Source organism: Streptomyces sp. NPDC014734 (assembly GCF_043083325.1).
Lineage (GTDB): Bacteria > Actinomycetota > Actinomycetes > Streptomycetales > Streptomycetaceae > Streptomyces.
Map to the genome: position 1 here is coordinate 889,698 of NZ_JBIBYN010000001.1, position 18,339 is coordinate 908,036.

14 protein-coding genes and 4 pseudogenes are annotated in these 18,339 nt (G+C 71.0%); 15 read left to right on the top strand and 3 right to left on the bottom strand.

The window, feature by feature from the left end:
* Nucleotides 1–228: 228 nt before the first annotated feature.
* A pseudogene (locus ACF1CT_RS03885) lies at nucleotides 229–411 on the top strand (IS5/IS1182 family transposase); the annotation flags it as partial.
* Between the two features lie 16 nt (nucleotides 412–427).
* Here the strand turns inward: ACF1CT_RS03885 and ACF1CT_RS03890 are convergent.
* Nucleotides 428–910: a hypothetical protein gene (locus tag ACF1CT_RS03890; protein WP_391782126.1), complete on the bottom strand. Its 483-nt coding sequence runs from the start codon at nucleotides 908–910 to the stop codon at nucleotides 428–430.
* Nucleotides 911–1,097: 187 nt separating this feature from the next.
* On the opposite strand from ACF1CT_RS03890, the pseudogene ACF1CT_RS03895 reads away from it, so the two are divergent.
* The 5 genes and pseudogenes from ACF1CT_RS03895 to ACF1CT_RS03915 all read left to right on the top strand — a co-directional run.
* Nucleotides 1,098–1,581, top strand: a pseudogene (locus ACF1CT_RS03895) (methylated-DNA--[protein]-cysteine S-methyltransferase).
* 85 nt (nucleotides 1,582–1,666) lie between these two features.
* Nucleotides 1,667–2,398, top strand: a complete 732-nt coding sequence (locus tag ACF1CT_RS03900) for a 2OG-Fe(II) oxygenase (RefSeq protein ID WP_391782127.1) — start codon at nucleotides 1,667–1,669, stop codon at nucleotides 2,396–2,398.
* Complete coding sequence (locus ACF1CT_RS03905) at nucleotides 2,395–3,264, top strand: hypothetical protein (protein ID WP_391782128.1); 870 nt, start codon at nucleotides 2,395–2,397, stop codon at nucleotides 3,262–3,264. The genes ACF1CT_RS03900 and ACF1CT_RS03905 overlap by 4 nt, the downstream gene beginning before the upstream one ends.
* An 81-nt stretch (nucleotides 3,265–3,345) precedes the next feature.
* Nucleotides 3,346–3,810: pseudogene (locus tag ACF1CT_RS03910) on the top strand (DNA-3-methyladenine glycosylase I); the annotation flags it as partial.
* Nucleotides 3,811–3,882: 72 nt separating this feature from the next.
* Nucleotides 3,883–4,104, top strand: a pseudogene (locus ACF1CT_RS03915) (hypothetical protein); the annotation flags it as partial.
* On the opposite strand, the gene ACF1CT_RS03920 reads toward ACF1CT_RS03915, so the two are convergent.
* Both ACF1CT_RS03920 and ACF1CT_RS03925 read right to left on the bottom strand, forming a co-directional pair.
* Complete coding sequence (locus tag ACF1CT_RS03920; RefSeq protein WP_391782129.1) at nucleotides 4,038–4,502, bottom strand: GNAT family N-acetyltransferase; 465 nt, start codon at nucleotides 4,500–4,502, stop codon at nucleotides 4,038–4,040. The pseudogene ACF1CT_RS03915 and the gene ACF1CT_RS03920 overlap by 67 nt on opposite strands.
* A gap of 108 nt (nucleotides 4,503–4,610) precedes the next feature.
* Nucleotides 4,611–5,387, bottom strand: a complete 777-nt coding sequence (locus ACF1CT_RS03925) for a class I SAM-dependent methyltransferase (RefSeq protein WP_391782130.1) — start codon at nucleotides 5,385–5,387, stop codon at nucleotides 4,611–4,613.
* Nucleotides 5,388–5,979: 592 nt separating this feature from the next.
* Between ACF1CT_RS03925 and ACF1CT_RS03930 the strand changes: the two genes are divergently transcribed.
* From ACF1CT_RS03930 to ACF1CT_RS03970, 9 genes are all read left to right on the top strand, one after another.
* On the top strand, nucleotides 5,980–7,548 hold the full coding sequence (locus tag ACF1CT_RS03930; RefSeq protein WP_391782131.1) for a Mu transposase C-terminal domain-containing protein: 1,569 nt from the start codon (nucleotides 5,980–5,982) through the stop codon (nucleotides 7,546–7,548).
* Nucleotides 7,545–8,369, top strand: a complete 825-nt coding sequence (locus ACF1CT_RS03935; RefSeq protein ID WP_391782132.1) for an AAA family ATPase — start codon at nucleotides 7,545–7,547, stop codon at nucleotides 8,367–8,369. The genes ACF1CT_RS03930 and ACF1CT_RS03935 overlap by 4 nt, the downstream gene beginning before the upstream one ends.
* On the top strand, nucleotides 8,363–9,220 hold the full coding sequence (locus ACF1CT_RS03940; RefSeq protein ID WP_391782133.1) for an AAA family ATPase: 858 nt from the start codon (nucleotides 8,363–8,365) through the stop codon (nucleotides 9,218–9,220). Before ACF1CT_RS03935 ends, ACF1CT_RS03940 begins: the two co-directional genes overlap by 7 nt.
* Nucleotides 9,217–10,704 (top strand): hypothetical protein, encoded by a 1,488-nt coding sequence (locus tag ACF1CT_RS03945; RefSeq protein WP_391782134.1) that lies wholly within the window; start codon nucleotides 9,217–9,219, stop codon nucleotides 10,702–10,704. Before ACF1CT_RS03940 ends, ACF1CT_RS03945 begins: the two co-directional genes overlap by 4 nt.
* A complete protein-coding gene (locus ACF1CT_RS03950; RefSeq protein ID WP_391782135.1) occupies nucleotides 10,701–11,507 on the top strand; it encodes a hypothetical protein in 807 nt (268 codons plus the stop codon). Before ACF1CT_RS03945 ends, ACF1CT_RS03950 begins: the two co-directional genes overlap by 4 nt.
* On the top strand, nucleotides 11,504–12,652 hold the full coding sequence (locus ACF1CT_RS03955) for a hypothetical protein (protein WP_391782136.1): 1,149 nt from the start codon (nucleotides 11,504–11,506) through the stop codon (nucleotides 12,650–12,652). Before ACF1CT_RS03950 ends, ACF1CT_RS03955 begins: the two co-directional genes overlap by 4 nt.
* A 568-nt stretch (nucleotides 12,653–13,220) precedes the next feature.
* On the top strand, nucleotides 13,221–14,693 hold the full coding sequence (locus ACF1CT_RS03960; protein WP_391782137.1) for a serine/threonine protein kinase: 1,473 nt from the start codon (nucleotides 13,221–13,223) through the stop codon (nucleotides 14,691–14,693).
* A gap of 202 nt (nucleotides 14,694–14,895) precedes the next feature.
* Nucleotides 14,896–15,375 carry a hypothetical protein gene (locus ACF1CT_RS03965; protein WP_391782138.1) on the top strand — a complete coding sequence of 160 codons (480 nt, stop codon included), beginning with the start codon at nucleotides 14,896–14,898 and terminating at the stop codon, nucleotides 15,373–15,375.
* Nucleotides 15,376–15,445: 70 nt separating this feature from the next.
* The gene (locus ACF1CT_RS03970) at nucleotides 15,446–17,956 is read left to right on the top strand and encodes a Helicase associated domain protein (RefSeq protein WP_391782139.1); all 2,511 of its coding nucleotides are present in this window, start codon (nucleotides 15,446–15,448) and stop codon (nucleotides 17,954–17,956) included.
* Nucleotides 17,957–18,339: the final 383 nt, after the last annotated feature.

Below are 18,339 nucleotides of genomic sequence, written 5' to 3' on the forward strand. Positions count from 1 at the left end.
CCGTCCGGCGCGCTTTACGGGTGCGATGCCGCACGCGCTCGTCCCGGCCGTGGCCGAAGTGGGCATGCGCGCCATGATCGAGCCCGCCACGCCAGAGGGCCGTTTCGTAGCCACCCACGTGACGCCGGAACATCCCGGGCACGGAGCGACAGGGCCGAGCAGGCGGATCGGGACGCGGGCCCAACGCGGCAAACCGCCGCGATGCGGGCGCTGTCCCGCCGCGCGTTCCCTCAGGCGGGCGGCAGGCCACCGGTCCTCGACCGCGAGCTCCACACGGCCCGCAACGTGGTCGAACGCTGCTTCAAGCGCCTCAAGCAGTTCCGCGCGATCGCCACCCGTTTTGACGGGCTCGCGGCACGATACCGTGTAGGACTCAGGCTTGCTGCTCTGATCCTGTGGCTTCGCGGGCCCGTACCGTGGATGCGTCTCAGCGGCCGGACGGCTGGACGGCAAGTGCGGTGGGCGGGATCCCCTGCGCTTCCAGGCGGGACAGGAGTTCTGCCTCCTGTTCCTGGGTGACGGTCATCCACAGTGAGGTTCCCGAGTCACTGGCGCTGAAGACCAACTGGTCCCCCCGCCAGCCTTCGGCATTGATCGTGTGGGGAACCAGGTCCAACAGCAGCTCGAACTGCGCGTCGTCACGGACGTCGATGTCGATGCCCATCCCGGGGTCGGCACGTCGGGAGCGAGTGCCATCGGCCACCGCTTCCGCGGCCAGGGACAGCGCGTGTTCGTGCGAACGCAGCACCGCGGGTGGCCAGTCGTCGTCGCTGTAGGCGTCGAGGTTGGCAGCGTCGACGCCGTCGCGCAGAACGCGAAGCGCCTCGCGGTGAAGAAGCACGACGTCCGCTGGGCTCAGTTCACCCACGAGTACGAGTTCACGGCCCGAGCCGCCATGGTGGTTGATCACCCGAATGGCCTTCCCGCCCTCGTCTGCACTCCGTTCGCAGCACGGCCCGTTCACGGTCCCGGGAAAGGCACCGGCTTGCTGCAACCCTACAGAGCGGCGTCCGAATCCCGCCAGACAATGTGGCTCATCAGCCGCAAAGTCGATGGTGATGCCAGTATTTCAGAACTGTACGAAAGGATATTGACCGATGACGGTCTGCACGGCGACGGACAGCCCGCCGGGTGAATCGCTGCTGGTCGGCGAGGAATCGGTCACCGCAGAGGGCGGCACCGCGCCGGCCTCGCCGTCCGTGGCCGGACGGAGAGGCGGCGCGGGCGTCCAGGACGGCTGGACCAGCAAGCCGGAGGCATTCGCCGAGATCGTCGCCCAGCTGAGCTCCTGCTTCGACGGACGGCTGACCCGCTTCGACATCGAGTACGTCACCAGCGGCTGTGGACGGCCCCGGAGGCCATCCGGTACGGCACCGCCCTCACCTACGGCGACATCGCCGACAAGATCGGCGCCACCACCGCGGTGCGGGCCGTGGGCACGGCGATCGGCGCGAACCCGGCGCTGGTCGTACGCCCCTGTCACCGCGTCATCTCCGCCGGAGGCAGGCTGGCCGGCTTGCCGGCGGCTTGGAGCACAAGCAGCGGCTACCGGACCTGGAAAACGTCCGCCAGGCCGCCTGACCGGCATCACCCCGGCCCCGCCGATCCCGTACGGGGAACGGGGCGGGCGGCTCCGTTCCCCTCACCGATCCAAGGAATCTCCGTCATGACCGAGACCATCCGGCTCGCGGGCCCGGTCGCAGGCCGGGTCGCACAGACCGACTGGGCCGCGCTGGCGGCCGAACTCGACGAGCACGGCAACGCCCTGACCGGGCCGCTGATCACCCCCGCCGAGTGCCGCGCCCTCACCGCCCTGTACGACCAGCCGGACCGCTTCCGCACGACCGTGGACATGGCCCGCCACCGATTCGGCTCCGGCCAGTACCGCTACTTCACCCACGACCTGCCCGACCTCGTGCGGGATCTGCGCGAGGCGTTCTACCCACGCCTGCTGCCCGTCGCACGGGACTGGGCCGCCAAGCTGGGCAAGCCCGACCCCTGGCCCGACACCCTGACCGAATGGCTGGAGAAGTGCCACGAGGCGGGGCAGGCCAAGTCCGCGCAGATCCTCCTGCGCTACGGGCCCGGCGACTGGAACGCCCTGCACCGCGACGTGTTCGGCGACATGCTCTTCCCCCTGCAGGTCGTCATCGGCCTCGACGCCCCCGGCACCGACTTCACCGGTGGGGAGTTCCTGATGACCGAACAGCGTCCCCGGGCACAGTCCCGCGGCTCGGCCACCGCCCTGCCCCGTGGCCACGGCCTGGTCTTCACCACCCGCGACCGGCCGGTGGCCACCAGACGCGGCTGGTCGAACGGGCCGATGCGGCACGGTGTGAGCACCATCCGCTCCGGCCGTCGGCACACCCTCGGTCTCGTCTTCCACGACGCCGCATGATCCCCGCCCATGCCGACGGCGGCGAGCCTGCACGCACCTACACCCTGTGCGGCGCCGACGGACAGCCCTACCGGAGCCCGACACCCGGCACGCTCGGCGGACACCGCCGCGGCCGGCTCTACGGGCGGCTGGACTGCCCCTCCGCGCTGCGGGCCATCGCCGACGGACACTACGTCACCCAACGGGTGTTCTTCGCCGACGAGCACGCCGCCGTCGCCGCCGGTTACCGGCCCTGCGCCGTGTGCCTGCCCGCCGGCTACGCCCGCTGGAAAGCCGGACGGGAAAGTCACCACCCGATGAACCCCCTCACCGAGCAGGACGAAGACTCCCGCTCGCCCCTCATCAGCCCCGCCGACCTCGCCGTCCACGCCGACGGCCTTCCCCCGCCCCAGCCGCACACCGCCGCCGAACTCACCGCGCTCCTCGGCCTGCTGACCGTACCGAAGCCGCGGATCGAGACGGTCGCGATCGGGCACAGCCGCGACGACGCCTCCCGCACGACCGTCCAGGCGTTCCGGAACGCCTGGACGGCCCGCGGCGGACACGTGCTCACGGTCGTCGACTGGCCCGAAGCGGCCGCCTCCTGGCTGCGCCCGGCAACGCGGCTGACCGCCGAAACCCCCGACGCCTGGGTGATCGCCGCCTCCGTGCCCGGCTTCGCCCAGCTCGCACGCCGCCTGCGCACATCCACCGACTTCGACCCCGCCCGCACCGTGGCGTTCTCCTCGCTGCACACCTCCCGCCTGCCCGCGCTCGCCGGCTCCGGCACCCTGAGCGGACTGCGCGGCGCGAGCGCCGACGGCGGCATCTGGCACGTACGCGGTGTCTGGGTCACCTTTTACCCGCCGTCGGAAGGGGACGCGTGAGCGCGCTGATTCCCCGTCCCGCCATGGAGGTCGCGCCGGGCACGGGGCACGTGCCGGGCCGGCTCACCCTCGACGAGCGGCGTGACCTGGTCGCCGCCTGCCGCACCCGGGCCACCGGCCCGGTCCCCATCCGCCACACCCGGCTGCCGCGCGCGGCGGCGTCATGTCCGTCCAGACCGTCTGCGTCGGCCGGCACCGGCAGCCCTGCCGCCGCACCCGTACCGCCGGCGACGGAAACGGCGAACAGGTCGCCCCGTTCCCCGACTGGATGGTCCACCTCGGCCGCGGCGCCCTGCGCCCGGCCGACCACGACGAGCAGACGGCGGACGGCTACACCCCGGACACCGCGCTGATCGACTTCTACAACGGGCAGGCCCGGCTCGCATCACCCTGGAAGCCTTCCAGGCCGGTCCGAGCCGGCGCACCGTCCTCGTCGAACGCCCCGCCTTCCGCGAGGCATTCGACGGCTCCGACCCCGACACCTTCGCACGGCTCACCGACAGCCGCCTCGAACAACGCGCAAGCCACCCGGGCATCATCCGCAACCGGAAGAAGACCGGGGCCGCCCGCACCAGCGCCCGCGACGTGGCCCGCCTCCGCCTCCACGCCCGCGGCGGCTTCGAAATGCTCATGGGACGGAATGGAGATCGGGGCCTTCCCGGCGGCAAGCCGCACCGGGGATCCGCAGGCCGGGCGGCGCTTGATCGTGTTCTGACGGAACGCCGCGTTCTTCCTGCCCCATGCCCGGACCGACGACCGAAGCCCGGCGACAGTCACATGACCAGTTGGACGCTGCTCTCGTACGTGACCCAGGTCGTGCGCACGGCGACGGTGTTGTAGAGGGCCTGGGCCTGGTGGTTGTCCTCTGCGGTGACCCATTGCACGAAGGACCGCCCCTCGGCGGCGGCGCGTGCTCGCAGCCCCTGGATCAGTGCCCGTCCGACGCCCCGTCCGCGGACTGCCGGGTCGGTGAACAGGTCGTCGAGGAAGATGCCCGTCGTCCCGGTGTACGGGGAGGGGACGGGGCGGTGGTGCGCGAACCCGAGGACGGCTCCGTCGACCTCCGCGACGAGGGCGTCGCATGCGTGCCCGGGGTCCGTCAGCCAGGCCCAGGCGCGGGAGACGACTTCCTCGGACTCCTCCAGCTTGTAGAACTCGCGGTACTGGCGGAACAGTTCGCGCCAGCGGGCTTCGTCCGCCGCGGCGAGGGGGCGGATGGTCGGAGTGTTCGATGTCATGTGGTGTTCCTTCTGTGTTCGTGCACGGGCGGCGGGACGCGGCACGCGCTGCTGGTGCCGTGTCGAGCGCCGTTCGCCCGTGCGGTTTTTCCGGTGGGGGCGGGCGTGCTACGTGCGGGTGGCCTCGAAGGTCCACACGTCGTCTGCGGCGGTCGGCGCGGTGTCTGCCCGGTAGCCGCCGTGGACGGTGACGTCGGTGAAGCCCGCCCGGTGCAGCATGGCGGTGAACTCGGCGAGCCCGAACCACAGCAGGGAGAAGATCTGGAGTTCGGTGCGCGTCAGGGCGCCGTCCGTCCAGGCTTCGTAGCGCAGCCAGCGGGTGGTGCGCTGGGCCACCGGGTCCATGTGCGTGCGCCAGGTGGTGAGGGTGACCAGCTCGGTGCCGTTCCACTGGTGCGGCACCGGTCCCGTGTCGGGCGCCGTGTCCGGATTCGGCGGTTCGACGTCGACGATCAGCCGGCCTCCGGGAGCGAGGCTGTCGTGCATGGCGGTCAGCGCGGTCCGTGCGCTGTCGTGGTCGGGCAGCAGGGCGAGGGAACCGGTGGGGATCACGATCGCCTCGTAGGCGCCGGGCTCGCGGTGCGTGGTCATGTCGCCTTCGAAGACATCGGCCTCCAGTCCGCGCAAGGCGCAGTTCGCGCGGCACTGTGCCAGCATGACGGCCGAGGTGTCGTAGCCGCGCACGGCAAGTCCCCGTTCGAGGAGGGGGATCAGGATGCGGCCGGTGCCCACGGCTGGTTCCAGTACGGGGCCGGACACGTTCCGCAGGCGCTCGGCGTAGAACTCGACGTCCCCGAACGAGGTGCCTGCCGGTTTGTCGAGTTCGTAGTACAGGGTTGCCAGCGGTCCGTAGCGCCAGGCCGTGGCGTCGAAGCCGGTGTTCATGCGGTCCTTCGGTGATGTCGGGTGGATGGAAACGCTGGTCAGTGCCCCGGTCCTGCGCCGGCAGCGCGGACGTCGGGCAGGGACCGCTTCTGGCGGCCTTCCGCCTCGAAGTTGTCGGGCGAGAGCCACTGCCGCAGCGCCGCGCCGACACGCTGTGAGGTTCGGGGAAGGTGTCACTGAGGTGTTCGGGTTTCTTCGCCGTTGACGAGGGTGTGCTTTTGCGCTGGTCGGTAGGCGTTTCAGTTGTGTGATCTTGGTGGTGGGTTTCCGGATATGTGGTGGCGGGGTCCTGGATCGCTCGGTGCTGCGTTCCTCGAACCTCCTCCTTGGCGGCGTGCTCTGTAGCGCATGAGGGGGTGGGGTGGAGGCGGGACGGGGATCTGTCACCCGTCCCAGTGGTCGCGGGGATGTGTGTCGGGGTGGCGGCTCTAGCGTCTCTTCCGTCGCCCTTGTTGCGGGCGTCATCGTGAACTGCCCTGTGTGGGGCGGTAATTGACTGCCCGGAGGCTGGTGCTGTGATCACTGCTCGGATACCGGTCTGCTCTGTGCGTGCCTGCCGGCTCCGGTGACGGCGGGCGAGGCCCTTGGGGCCGTGGACGGTTTGGGGCGGCATCGAGACGAGCTGCGTCCCGCCGCGGTGCGCGAGTTGTTGCGGCTGCGTGCGTCGGGGGAGTTGACGACGGCGCATGTGCGGCTGGTCGCCGAGGTGGTGGGTGTGCACATCAGGACGGTGTGGAGCTGGCTGAAGCAGGCGGAGGAGACCGGCAGTGTGGAGAAGCCGGAACGCCGGCGCTTCCGTGTCACCGAGGAGATCGTCGACGTCCTCGCCGACTGCCAGGGCAATGTGAAGCGTGCTCACGAGCGGCTGGTCGAGCTGGCGGTGGCAGCGGGGGAGCGGCCGCCGGGTCTGACGACGCTGCATGATGCGATCGCCCGGGATCTCGATCCGGGTTTCATGGCGGGCCTGCGCCAGGGGATCCCCGCGGCCCGCGGTTTCGACCCGGCGTTCCAGCGCCCGCAGGCGGCCCGGAACGAGGTGTGGGAAGGCGATCACAAGCAGGCCGAGACCGTGGTGATGATGCCCGACGGGAAGCCGTCGCGGGTGTGGGTGACATGGTTCGAGGACCGCGGCACCGGCTATGTGATGGGCTGGGCCGTCACTCCCGGCTCTGCGCACCGGGGTTCGGTCCTGGCGGCCGTGCGGATGTCGGTGCTGCGGGAGGATCCCTACGGTCCGGCGGGCGGGCTGCCGCGCCTGGTGCGTGTGGACGGCGGCGCGGACTTCCTGTCCAAGACGGTCCGTCGGGCGTTCGGACTCCTCGGCGTGCCGGTCCACCGCGTACGCAGCGCCCGGCACAAGGGCGGGATCGAGCGGCTGAACCGTACGAGTATGACGCGGTTCTTCGCCGATCTGCCCCGCTATACGAAGGCGCCCCGGCTCGATCACCGCCGCCGGGTCGGAGACACTGACCCGCCGCTGACATTCGAGGCGTTCGTGGGCCTGCTGGGCCAGTGGGTCCATAAGTACAACACCGGGCACGTCATCGAGCGCACCGGGATGACGCCGCTCGAGGCCTGGCAGGCGGATCCCACCGAGATCCGGCCCGAGCCGAGCGCGTCCGAGTTGCGCGCCTTCATGCTGGAGAGCGACCACCGGGTTCACAAGATCACCAGTCATGGGGTGGAGTTCAACAAGCGCTGCTACATGCCCGAGAACGGGGTGGGCCGGATCGGTCTGGAGGTGCGGGTGCGGTGGATGCCGCACCACACGCACGAGATCGACTTGTACACCTTCCGCGGCAACCGCTATCTGGGCCGGGCCTTCCTGAGCGACGAGGCGAGCGAGGAACTGCGCGCCAAGGTGCTCCTGGAGCGCGACGAGCACAGCAGCCGGCTGCGGCAAGCCTTGAAGCGCTCCGCGGAGCGCAAGCAGGAACGCCATCTGCCGTCCACCCGGCCCGAGGTGCCCGTCCGCGCTCTGCGGATGACCGAGGCCGAGGCCCGCGCCGAACTGGAGGGCACGAAGGCGCCCGACACGCCGCGCCGCCGTACCCAGCCCTACCGGCCACTGACCCCCGTCCCGGCTGCGTGGAAACGCCCCGGCCAGGACCTCCCCGACACCACATCTACCGACACTCCATCCGAAGAGGACGCCTCATGACAACTGCCCCCAAACGCAAGCACCTTGGCCAGCGCCGCCAGCCGGCCGCCGCGGCCGAGAGCGAGATATCGCGGCGCCGCCCCGATCTGCGTCCGCAGCACTTTCTCGGCCTCAAGGACTCCACACTGGTCGCCACGGACACCCTGCTGCAGATCAAGGACACCGTCATCGACACCGTCGAGTCGCAGGCGATGTCCGTGATCTACGGCGACCCGGGGCTGGGGAAGAGTTTCTCCACCCGGGCCACGATTCAGGAGATGAACCCGGACCTGATCCTTCCGCTGGACTTCGCCCGCTCCCGCCCGGGGCCGAAGGACCTGCGCGAGGAGCTGTTCCACCAGATGAATCTCAGCTGCAAGATGCCCGGCACGCCGACCGCGTTCGACAAGCTGCTGCGCGAGGCCCTGCCGCGGCGCCCGTATGTGATCGTGTGCGACGAGGCGCAGCAGTACCGCAGGGAGAATTTCGAGTTCCTGCGCAAATTGTGGGACAACTGCGAGCCCAAGCCCGCCATCGTGTTCGTCGGCGGCCGCGAGGCCTATGAGACGCTGCAGAGCGACCCGGCGCTGGCCTCCCGGATCTACATCCGGCTGGAGATCCTCGCGATGACCGAGGGCGAGATCCTCAAGGCGGTCCCCGACTCCCACCCGGTGTGGCGGGGTGTGGACGAGGCGCTGCTGAAGCGGATCGACACCCAGTACGCGCTCGGCTCGTTCCGTGAATGGGTCAAGGTCACCAAGCATGTCCTCAAGGGCATGGAGTACTTCGGGGCCGACCAGATCGACGACCGTGTCGTGGACTGGGCGTTGGGCCGATGCTGACCACCGAGTCCACCGAGGCTCCAGGGTTTTCCGCGCACTCCGTGTGGGGCGAGGCGGCCGCGGCTGGGCCGTTCGCCGTCCTGGGCGACGACGCTGCCTTGTCCGGCCTGCATTTTCTGCGTGCTGAGGGGATGCGGACGCTGCTCACCCCGGCGATGCTCGCGGTGGGCGCAGCGCTCGCCGCTGCCGCGGCCGAGCGCTGTTTCCTGTGTGTGCTGGGCGACGCCGGGGTCGGCAAGACCTTTGCCGTCCATGCCGCCGCACGCCGTCTGGGTGAGCTCGGCTCGCTGCTGTCGCTGGAGTTCAGGGCGCAGCCGGCGCCGGTGGACCTGCGTACGGCTCTGCACCGGGCCCTGGGGCTGCCCGGCCAGGCGCCTGCTGATCCGGGGGCCGCGGACACGCTGATCCGGCACGCGCTGGCCGATCGGCCGCGGATCGTGGTGGTCGAGGACGCCCACCGATTGTCGGCGTCCTGCATGGAGTACCTGCGTTTCCTGCACGACGGTGCCCCGGGTGGGCTGTGTGTGGTCCTCGTCGGCGCTCGCCGAGGGGAGCGGCGCCTGCGTGCCCAGCGGATGCTCGCCACCCGGACCTCCGGCTGGCTCCGCGTTCAGCCGCTCACGCGCGATCAGGTCCCGCTCGCGGTGCCCGCGCTGCACCCGGTGTGGCGGGGCGTCGAGGCCGGCGTCCTGATGGCGCTGGATGCCCGGCTGGCCAGCGGCGCGCTGCGACGCTGGGCCGTGATCACCCATCACACCCGGCAGCTGCTGGTCCGCGCCCGTGCCGACGTGCCCGACGGGCGGCTGCTCGAGGCGGTCGCCGACCGGATCGACGGCGGACGGTGCACATGACGACGCTGGCGCCCGCTGCTGCCGCCGGCGGTGTACCGGCCTGCCCGGCATCGACGCCGCCCCCGCCCGCGGCCGCCGCGGCGGGGCCGGTGCGGCTGCTGCTGGATGGCGAGGACGACCGTACGGTGCACCAGGCCGCCTACCAGTGGGCTGATCCCGCCCCCGGCCGGATCACCGTCGATCCCACCCCTCACACCACCAGCCCCGCCTACCTTGCGCTGGATGTGCTGCGCGCGATGGGCCGGTCCGGGTTCTCCCGCGAGGGTGCGGAGCGGATGTCTACCGACCCGGCCTGGCGAGCGGTGACCTGCTGGAGCCTGGCCACCGGCGTGCACGAGGCGATCGTGCTGCGCGCCCACCGTCTCACCGTCGAGCGGCTGCGCCGGCTGACCGTCTGGCGCACCGAGACCGGTATCCGCCTCACCCTGGTGGCCCACGCCCCGGATCCGGCCGGCATCCGGCACCTGACGGAGCACCTGGCCGCCGCCGATATGACGGACGTCGTGCACGTGCAAGGCACGGAGGCGATCCTCGACGCGATCGGCCCGCCCGCCGCCCGCCGGCCCATCGGCCCGCCCCCGCCCGATCACGCCTACCCCCTTCCCGCCGTACCGCGTGCCTCGGTTGCCGCCTTCCGCGCGCAGGCCTGGCGCCGCCAGAACGGGGCCGACTTCGCCCACACCGACGGCCAGTACCGCGCTGGCTACGCTGCCGCCCGCACCTGGCTGGCCCGCACCCTGCCGGCGAAGGCGCCACCCGCTCCCACCAGCAGCGCAGGCAGCGAAGACGTCGGTCCGGCCGAGCCGACCGCGTTTGACCTGCACGAGAGTGAGGCGCTGCGGCTGTTCCTGTCCCGGCTGACCGTCTCAAGTCCCAGCCCGGAGCACACCGTGGCCCGCGTCCGCGGCGCCCAGGCCGGCCTGCTGACCGGTGCGGTGCTGCTGAATGTGCCCGACGACCTCACCCGCCGCGCAGGTCCCGGGATCACCACCGTGCCCCTGACCCCGCGCACCGTGCACACGATCACGATGCGGCTGCCCAACCCGCTGCGCGCCGCCGCCGTCGCGGCCCTGCTGTTCACCGGCACCGCCACCGCGCTGCTGGCGATGACGCCGATCGCCGGCATCGACGAGGGGGCCACTCAGATGGCCATTGACCGTGACCGTCGGATCAGCCCCGGCGCGCCGCCCACGGCGCGGCACCTGTACGCGATTCCGCCCCGCGCCCGCCCGCTGCTGGCCGCCGCGCTCGCATTCCGCCGCCGTACCCCGCGCACCGCTCCTGCGCACGGCCTGTTCGCGAACTGCTTCGGCACCACGCCCCGCCTCGAAGCCCTGATCGCTGATGCGGGCTTGGCCGTCCCCGCCCTGAACCACTCGCACACCGACGACGACTGGCACACCGCCGCCCGCGGCTGGCACCTGCACACCCCCACCCTGCCCACCCTGGATGTTCTGCCGCGCCTGGGCCGGGTGCGCCCATGAGGGACGAACTGCCGCTCGACGGGCGGGACACGACAGACGTGATGACCTTCGACCTGGCGCTGTGCCGCGAGCGCGCCCGGGCACGCGATCTCACCGACGAGGACCTGGCCGCCCTGACCGGCATCCCCACCGCCGACTGGGACAAGCGCCTCAACCCCCGCACCCTTTCGGCCGCAGCACTGTTCGCTCTGGCCCGCGCCCTGGACACCGACCCCGCCTCGCTGCTGCACGAGGGCGGGCCCACCCGGCGCCCGCAGCCGCCAGCGGGGAAGGCCCCGTATGCCACCGTGCTGCACGCCGCCCTGCTGCAGACCGGCCGTGTCCACCCCGACGACCTGGCCTCGGCCCTTCAGTGGCCGGCGCACCGGCTGCAGCGGGCCGCTGGGGCCCTGGCCGTCCAGCTCGAGCAGCAGGCGGGCCCGCACCGGCTCGTCCACACCGACACCACCCTCCACCTGGCGGTGCAGCCCGGCCTGCTCACCGCCGAACAGCAGCAGAACCTGCACGAGGGCGGCCATACTGCCGCCAGCCTCAGCCCGGGCGAGGCCATCGCGCTGACCGGTCTGCTGCACGCGGCTGCCCATGGCGTTCCCCACGCCGTGCCCGCCGAGCAACTCCCGCGCCTGGCCGGGCGCGGGCTGCTCGCTCCCTTCGGCGGCGAGCCGGCCCCGCACCCCGACGTGCTGTTCGCCCTCGGGCTGACCGATCATCCCCTGCCCGCGGTCTTCCCTCCCGCCGGTGGCGGTGTACCGCACGCCGCGGCGGCCGGTACACCGCCACCGGCGGGAGGGGACGGGCGGTGACGTCGTACGAGACGGCCGGACCGGTGCAGGAGGGCGGCCCGTGGCGCCCGACGTGGTCACCGGAGGGCACCCGCCCCGGTCTGCCCCCGCTCACCGTGGTCCACGACGCTGGCGACGACTACGCCTTCATGGCCGCCGCCGCGCTCGCCCACGCCCCTGCGCGCGGACGCATCACCGTCCACCCCACCCCCGTGGCCGTCGCCCCCGCATCCCTCGCCCACGATCTGCTGCGCTCGATGGGCAAACACCTCCCGTCCCACGGGAGTCCGGAGGCCGTCGGCTGGGCGGCCCAGGCCGAGATCGCCTGGCGCGCGGTGGCCGCCTGGACGGTGGCGCTGCGCATCGGCCATGTCGTGATCACCCGTGCCCACCGCATCAGCTCCCGGCACTTTGAACACCTCTTCGCCCTGCGGGAGTTGACCGGCATGCGCCTGACCCTACTGTGCCACGGCCCGCTGCCGCCCGCCCTGGCCGCCGCCCTGCCGGCGGTGGCGCACGAGCAGGTGCACACCCTGCCCGCGGCCCGCCGGGCCCTGGCCGCCACCGGGCTGGCCGACGCGCCCGCGGCCGGCCGGTTCGCGTGGTGGGAGGCCACCGCGCAGTTCCCGCCCCGTCCGGGCGAGCCGTGTTTCTGGCTGCCGGTGCGGCGTCCGCCGTCGCGCGCCGTTCTCGCGGAGGCTTCCCGCCGCCTGGACGGCGTGGTGCTCGAACTGCCCGCACCCGGCCGCTTCGGGTGCGGGCCGGACGAGCACACCCTGCTCCTCGCGCACCGGCTGCACGCGCGCATCGCCCACCCCGTGCACGTCGCGGCGCTGACCTGGCGCATCCTCACCGGCCGCCCGGTCACCCAGCTGCCCAGCCCCGCCGGGCCAGGGGCGGACGCCGAGGCAGCACCCGGCGGCGCGACACCAGCACCGGCGTGGGCCGCGGACCTCATCAAGGCGGCGCACTGTTTCGGGAACCTGGACCGGCTGGCCCGCGGCCAGGGACCGCTGCGGCTGAGCGGCTGGGACCAGAAGGCCGTCGGCGAAGCAGCCCGCATCTGCGCGCTGCACGAACTCCCGGCGCCCGGCCCGTCGCGGGGGCGAAGGCGCGCCCGTCCGGGCGGCACGAGGCCCAAACGTTCCACCCCGACCACCGGCTGACTCAAGACCAGGGAGCAGATGATGACCGAGCCGGATCCGAGCTCCTCGCCGCGATCCGCCGTGATGACCGCGCGGGCGAGTACCTGGCCGAGCGCCACGGCGTCGAGACTCGCCCCGTGATGGAGGCGCTCGTGGCCGTGGTGCCCATGGAACTCGGCATCCCGGCCGACGAGGGAGAGCTCGCCGAGGTCCGCCAGTTTTGGCCTGCGCCTGGGCATTGATCGCCTTGGCTGCCATACCCACTGCTCCGCGGAAGCGCCCGCTGCTCCAAAGCCCCTGAACGCTTGCCGAGATTGTCGATGAGTTCCTGTTCGGCCCCGAATTGAGCAATCGCGCGGTGGGCCGCTTCGCGATGCCGCCAGTACGGCTGCTTCTTGCCCTCCGGCCAGTCTGCCGTCCGCCACGCGGGCAGGACGCAGTCGAGGGATTACCGCAGTGTCCAAGCCCCCTGACAGCGGACACGGCGTGCGTGGGAGCGCTGACCCGTTGTCAGTGGGGCCAGAGAGAATAGGAAGTGGGACGAAACCGCCCCACGGCACATCAGTTGACGACGGAGACAACACGCGCCATGAAGCTGGTACTGAATGAACAGTGGACCCTGGGCGGATCCATCGGGGACGGCGGCTTCGGCGCCGTTTTCGAGGCGCAGAACGCGGCCGGCGAGCAAGCAGCGGTCAAACTCGTCCCTCAACGGCCGGGCACCGAGCGCGAGATGCTGTTCACCAACCTGGACGGCGTCCGCAACGTAGTGCCGGTCATCGACAGCGGCGAACACGAAGACCAGTGGGTGCTGGTGATGCCCCGTGCCGAGACGTCCCTGCGCGCCCACCTCCAAGAGCACGGACGACTGCCCCTCAACGAAGCGATCGCCGTCCTGTCCGACGTCGCCCAGGCACTCGCCGACCTCCAGGACCGCGAGATCGTCCACCGCGACCTCAAGCCGGAGAACATCCTGCTGCTCGACGGCCGCTGGTGCCTGGCCGACTTCGGTATCGCCCGCTACGCCGAAGCGACCACCGCCCGGCACACCTACAAAGGGGCAGGAACCCTGCCATACATGGCCCCCGAGGTCTGGAAGTACCAGCGGGCCACTGGCGCGACCGACATCTACGCCCTGGGCGTCCTGGCCTACGAACTCATGGAAGGCACCACCCCCTTCACCGGACCCGACGAGCACGACTACCAGGAGCAGCACCTGCACGGAACCCCACCACCCCTCACGACCACACCCCCGCCCCTGCTGGCCGCGCTGATCACCGAGTGCCTCTTCCGCGCTCCGCAGGCACGTCCGGCAGCCGGTAACGTGCTCGCCCGGCTGGCGCAGATCCCCTCCGCCCCGCCCTCCGGCGGGCTGGCCGCACTTGCGCAGGCCAACCAGGGCGCGGTCGCACGTCAAGCCGAGGCCGACCGCCGGGCTTCGGCGCACGCCACCGAGACCGACCGCCGCGCAACCCTGCTCGAGGCAGCCACAACATCCTTCTCCCTCACCGCCGACGCCTTCCTCGCGAGCCTCAAAGCTGCCGCGCCGAGCGCGGAGATCCGCCGGGGCAACCAGGCCGGATGGACGCTCCGCCTCAACGACGCTCAGCTGACCCTGTCCGGCTTCATGCAGACGGCGCCCGAGGTCTGGCACGCCCCTGCGGCGCCGGCGCCGTTCGACGTCATCGCCTCCGCGACCCTCTCCCTGAAGATCCCTGCCAACCATCACGGCTATGGGGGCCGCAGCCACTCCCTCTGGTACGCCGACGCCCAAGTGGAAGGCCAGTACCAGTGGTTCGAGACGGCGTTCATGAACACTCCGTTTCGCCCCGGCACAGGAACCACGGACCCCTTCGCCCTTCACCCCCACCACGAGGCGCGCACCGCCATCAGCCCGGTTCTCGGCATGCACCAGGTGGCATGGCCCTTCACGCCCCTGCCTATCGCTGATCCGGACGATTTCATCAGCAGATGGGCAGCGTGGTTCGCGCAGGCGGCGAACGGCCGACTCGCCCACCCCAGCCGGATGCCCGAACACGACCCCAAAGGGTCGTGGAGATGACGGTCGACGGTACGGATCACGGTCAGCCCACGGCCCAGGCGCCAGCCCGGATCGACAGGCTGCTCGTGGGCGAGCGCCGTACTAGAAGATCGTTTTATGTGCGACGTGTTCGCCGTTCTACGGCCGCCACACATCCAGGGCACGCGACCATGAACCGTGACACCGGAAAACGCGCTCGCCGGAGGGGACCGTGGAGAGAATCGTGATCGGCGCTGACCATGTGCACACGGCGGCCACGGTCCGCCGTCGGCAACGCACGTTCGTGCCACCGTCCGAGTTGCACCCCCACCGCCCGACGACGGCCGACACCGCTCTGCTGGACGGGTTGTTCTACGCGACGGTCGACGAATGCCCTGATCCCAACTGCCGCCCTCTGCTACTTGACCGCGTTGCGGCCGACGCGGCAGCGACGCGCACGCTGGTGGAGTGGGCCTGCTATATCGCCTCCGAGATGTACTGCGAACTTCCCAGAGAGCTCGTGGACGAAGCCGAGGCAGCGACCACCGTCTTCCGCCCCTCGCCCTTCTTCTGCAGGCTTGCCGCGCAGTACCAGAACCCCGGGCCGACCTTCACCACATTGTTCGCCACGTATGACACCGCGCAGCGTCGTCAGGTGGCAGACAACGCCGTTGCTCTGGTCGACGGATTCCAGGTGTGGTGGACCGACTTCCTCTACCAGTGACCTCCCCTCCTGCCCCTGCGGGAGGATGGCCGTCGAACGTCCCTTCCTGCGCGAGTTGAGGTTGCACGCGATGTCCACCAGCCCCGAGCCCGCTGCGGTGAAGCCTCAGACCACCTCCACCCCCACCCCCGCTCCTCGCCGTACGCTGCGCCCGGATCAACAGGCGGCGGTGGACAGCGGGGTGCGCGGGCTGAGGAAACCCGGGAGCCGCGGGCACATGGTGTCCGCGTGCGGCACCGGCAAGACGCTGATCGCCCTGCGCACGGCCGATGCCCTCGATGCCCGGTTCCTGCTGGTGGTGGTACCCAGCCGGGATCTGATCGGCCAGTGGGCGGCGGCGGCCCGCGCGGACGGGCGCACCGAGGCGTTGATGGCGGTGTCGTCGCTGAACGCCGACAAGCACCCCGCACTCGCCAAGGCCGGAGCGGCGTCCACGAGTTCGGGGGAGTACCTGGCGTACTGGCTATCCCAGCGCGCCAAGAACAGCGAGCCGGCGACCGTGTTCGTCACCCTCGACTCACTGGCGCGGATCGAGGAGATCAAGCACTCCGTCTTCCCCGCCCCCGCCTTCGACCTCACGATCATCGATGAGGCGCACCGTACCGCGGGGTCCTGGGACAAAGAATGGACGATGGTCCATGACCAATCCCGGATCCGCACCCACCGCCGCCTCTATCTGACCGCGACCCCGTATGAGTGGGAGGCGCCGCGCCTGGCCGAGGCCCCGGATACCCGCCCGCAGCCCAAGCGCACCGCCTCGACTGCCCCCGCCTGGGAGTCCCCGTCCCTGATCGCCTCCATGGACGACCCCAAGGTGTTCGGCCCGCGCCTGCACACCTACACCCACGCCGAGGCGATCGAGGACGGCGTTCTCGCGGACTACCAACTCCTGGTCCCCACGATCACCGACACCGATCTGCGTACCGTCCTGGCCGACCCCGACCGCGCTCACGCCGGCTTCGCCCCGACTGCGCGCCGGACGACCGCCCTGCACCTGGCAGTCCTCAAAGCCATGCGCGAGCATGACCTCAAGCATGTGATCGTCTACTTCCAACAGGTCGCCGACGCCGAAGACTTCGCCCGCCAATTCGGGCACACCCTGCGCACTCTCCCACCCGACCAACGCCCATCCTGGGCCGGGACGCTGTCCGTCTCCTCGATCAACGGCAACCACACCCCCGACCAACGCACCACGCTCCTCGACCAGTTCGCGAACGCCGACCGTGCGGTGATCACCAACGCCCAGGTCCTCTCCGAGGGCATCGACCTGCCAGCCGTCGACGCCATCGTGTTCGCCTCCCGCACCGAGAGCGTGCGCCGCATCGTCCAAGCGTTGGGCCGCGCCCTGCGCAAACCGCCCACCACCAAGGTGAAGACGGCGAGTCTGATCATCCCCGCCTACACCCCACCAGGCTCTGATCCCACCGACCTCCTCGACACCCCCTTTGAGGCTCTCTGGCTGATCACCGCCGCGCTGCGCCACCACGACCAGACCATCGCCGCCCGCGCCCCGCGCAAGGCCACCGCGCACCACCTGGACGAGGTCACCCACCGCCTGATCACCCGCCGGTTCCGCTTCGACTTCACCCTCGACCCGGGCACGATCGCCCGCGCGATGGACCTGCTGGCCTGGCCGTCGACCGGCGCGGTCCTCTCCGCGCCCCGCCGCGCGGGCCTGGCCGCCGCCCTCCGCTACCACGCCGAACACGGTCACTTGAAGGTCCCAGTCGACTACACCGACGCCTACGGCTACCGACTGGGAGCCTTCATCGCCGGCCAGCGCACCGCCCGCCGCCGATCCACCCTGAGCGCCGACTGGGTCGCCGAACTCGACAACCTCGGCATGATCTGGGACGAGCACGAAGCCGCCTTCGAATCCAACATGACCCTCGTCGAGGCCTTCCACACCGAACACGGTCACCTCGCCATCCCCGCCCAGGATCCCGGCGGCCAGTTCCTCGTCGACCAGCGCGGCCTCGCCCGCAAAGGACGCCTCCCCGAAGCCCGCCACACACGTCTCACCGCCCTCGACCCCGACTGGCTCCTGCCGCACGGACCCGACTGGCACCGCAAATACCACCTCCTCGCCCGCCACCTCCACACCGGACACGACCCCGCCACCCTGCACCGCGACACCGTCATCGACCACGTCAAAATCGGCACCTGGCTCCACCACCAACTCACCACCTGGGGCGCCCTCAACGACGACCAACGCCGCCTCCTGACCCGCCTCGGCCTCACCCCCACACACATCACCCTCACGACGAAAACGAAGGCGAAGAAGACCACCACCCCCGCCAGACTCAGCACCCCCAACACCAGAAAACGCCGCTCCTTCGAACAGACCGCCACACTGCTGCGCGCCTTCGTGGAACGACACGGCCGCCCTCCTGGCGCCCGGGAGGGGATCGACGTCGACGGAGAACGCGTAATGATCGGCCCCTGGCTCTGCAAGATCCGCACCGCCCAGAAGAACGGTCAACTCCCCGAGAGCAGAAGCCAGTTGATCCAGAGCATCCTCAACGAAGCCAGCGTCGCTCCTCCCGAAGAGGAGCGCCCCGAATTCTCAGAGATCCCGTAATTTTTCTGCCCACTATCCCACTAAGGAAGCACCCTGGAAGTGCTACCGTGAAGATCTGACGGGGAGGCGGTTCGCACGCCTCATGCCCGCACCCTCGGCATGAGAACGACTCACGCCACCTGCCGGCCGAGCAGGCCCGAGCCCTCAGCCAATCGGCCACCCCGCCCCATCTTGGTAGCCAGCCCTAGGAGTTCGCGGAGCGAACTCCGTCGAGAGAGACCGCGGAGCGGGCTCTCGTACGCTCGGATCGCGAAGCGAATCGAGCGCCGGTCGCGGAGCGGCCGGCTTGCGTCACGGAGTGACGCAGCGTCAGTGATGCGGAGCATCGCGAGGTATCCGTCGCGTAGCGACGGCGCGTCGTCTTCGCGGAGCGAAGCGCGCGC

Bases quoted from the DNA above. Each gene is read 5' to 3' on its own strand.
- ACF1CT_RS03970 (WP_391782139.1), top strand. From the start codon at position 15,446: ATGTCCACCAGCCCCGAGCCCGCTGCGGTGAAGCCTCAGACCACCTCC.
- ACF1CT_RS03945 (WP_391782134.1), top strand. From the start codon at position 9,217: ATGACGACGCTGGCGCCCGCTGCTGCCGCCGGCGGTGTACCGGCCTGC.
- ACF1CT_RS03950 (WP_391782135.1), top strand. From the start codon at position 10,701: ATGAGGGACGAACTGCCGCTCGACGGGCGGGACACGACAGACGTGATG.
- ACF1CT_RS03935 (WP_391782132.1), top strand. From the start codon at position 7,545: ATGACAACTGCCCCCAAACGCAAGCACCTTGGCCAGCGCCGCCAGCCG.
- ACF1CT_RS03925 (WP_391782130.1), bottom strand. From the start codon at position 5,387: ATGAACACCGGCTTCGACGCCACGGCCTGGCGCTACGGACCGCTGGCA.
- ACF1CT_RS03940 (WP_391782133.1), top strand. From the start codon at position 8,363: ATGCTGACCACCGAGTCCACCGAGGCTCCAGGGTTTTCCGCGCACTCC.
- ACF1CT_RS03900 (WP_391782127.1), top strand. From the start codon at position 1,667: ATGACCGAGACCATCCGGCTCGCGGGCCCGGTCGCAGGCCGGGTCGCA.
- ACF1CT_RS03960 (WP_391782137.1), top strand. From the start codon at position 13,221: ATGAAGCTGGTACTGAATGAACAGTGGACCCTGGGCGGATCCATCGGG.
- ACF1CT_RS03920 (WP_391782129.1), bottom strand. From the start codon at position 4,502: ATGACATCGAACACTCCGACCATCCGCCCCCTCGCCGCGGCGGACGAA.
- ACF1CT_RS03905 (WP_391782128.1), top strand. From the start codon at position 2,395: ATGATCCCCGCCCATGCCGACGGCGGCGAGCCTGCACGCACCTACACC.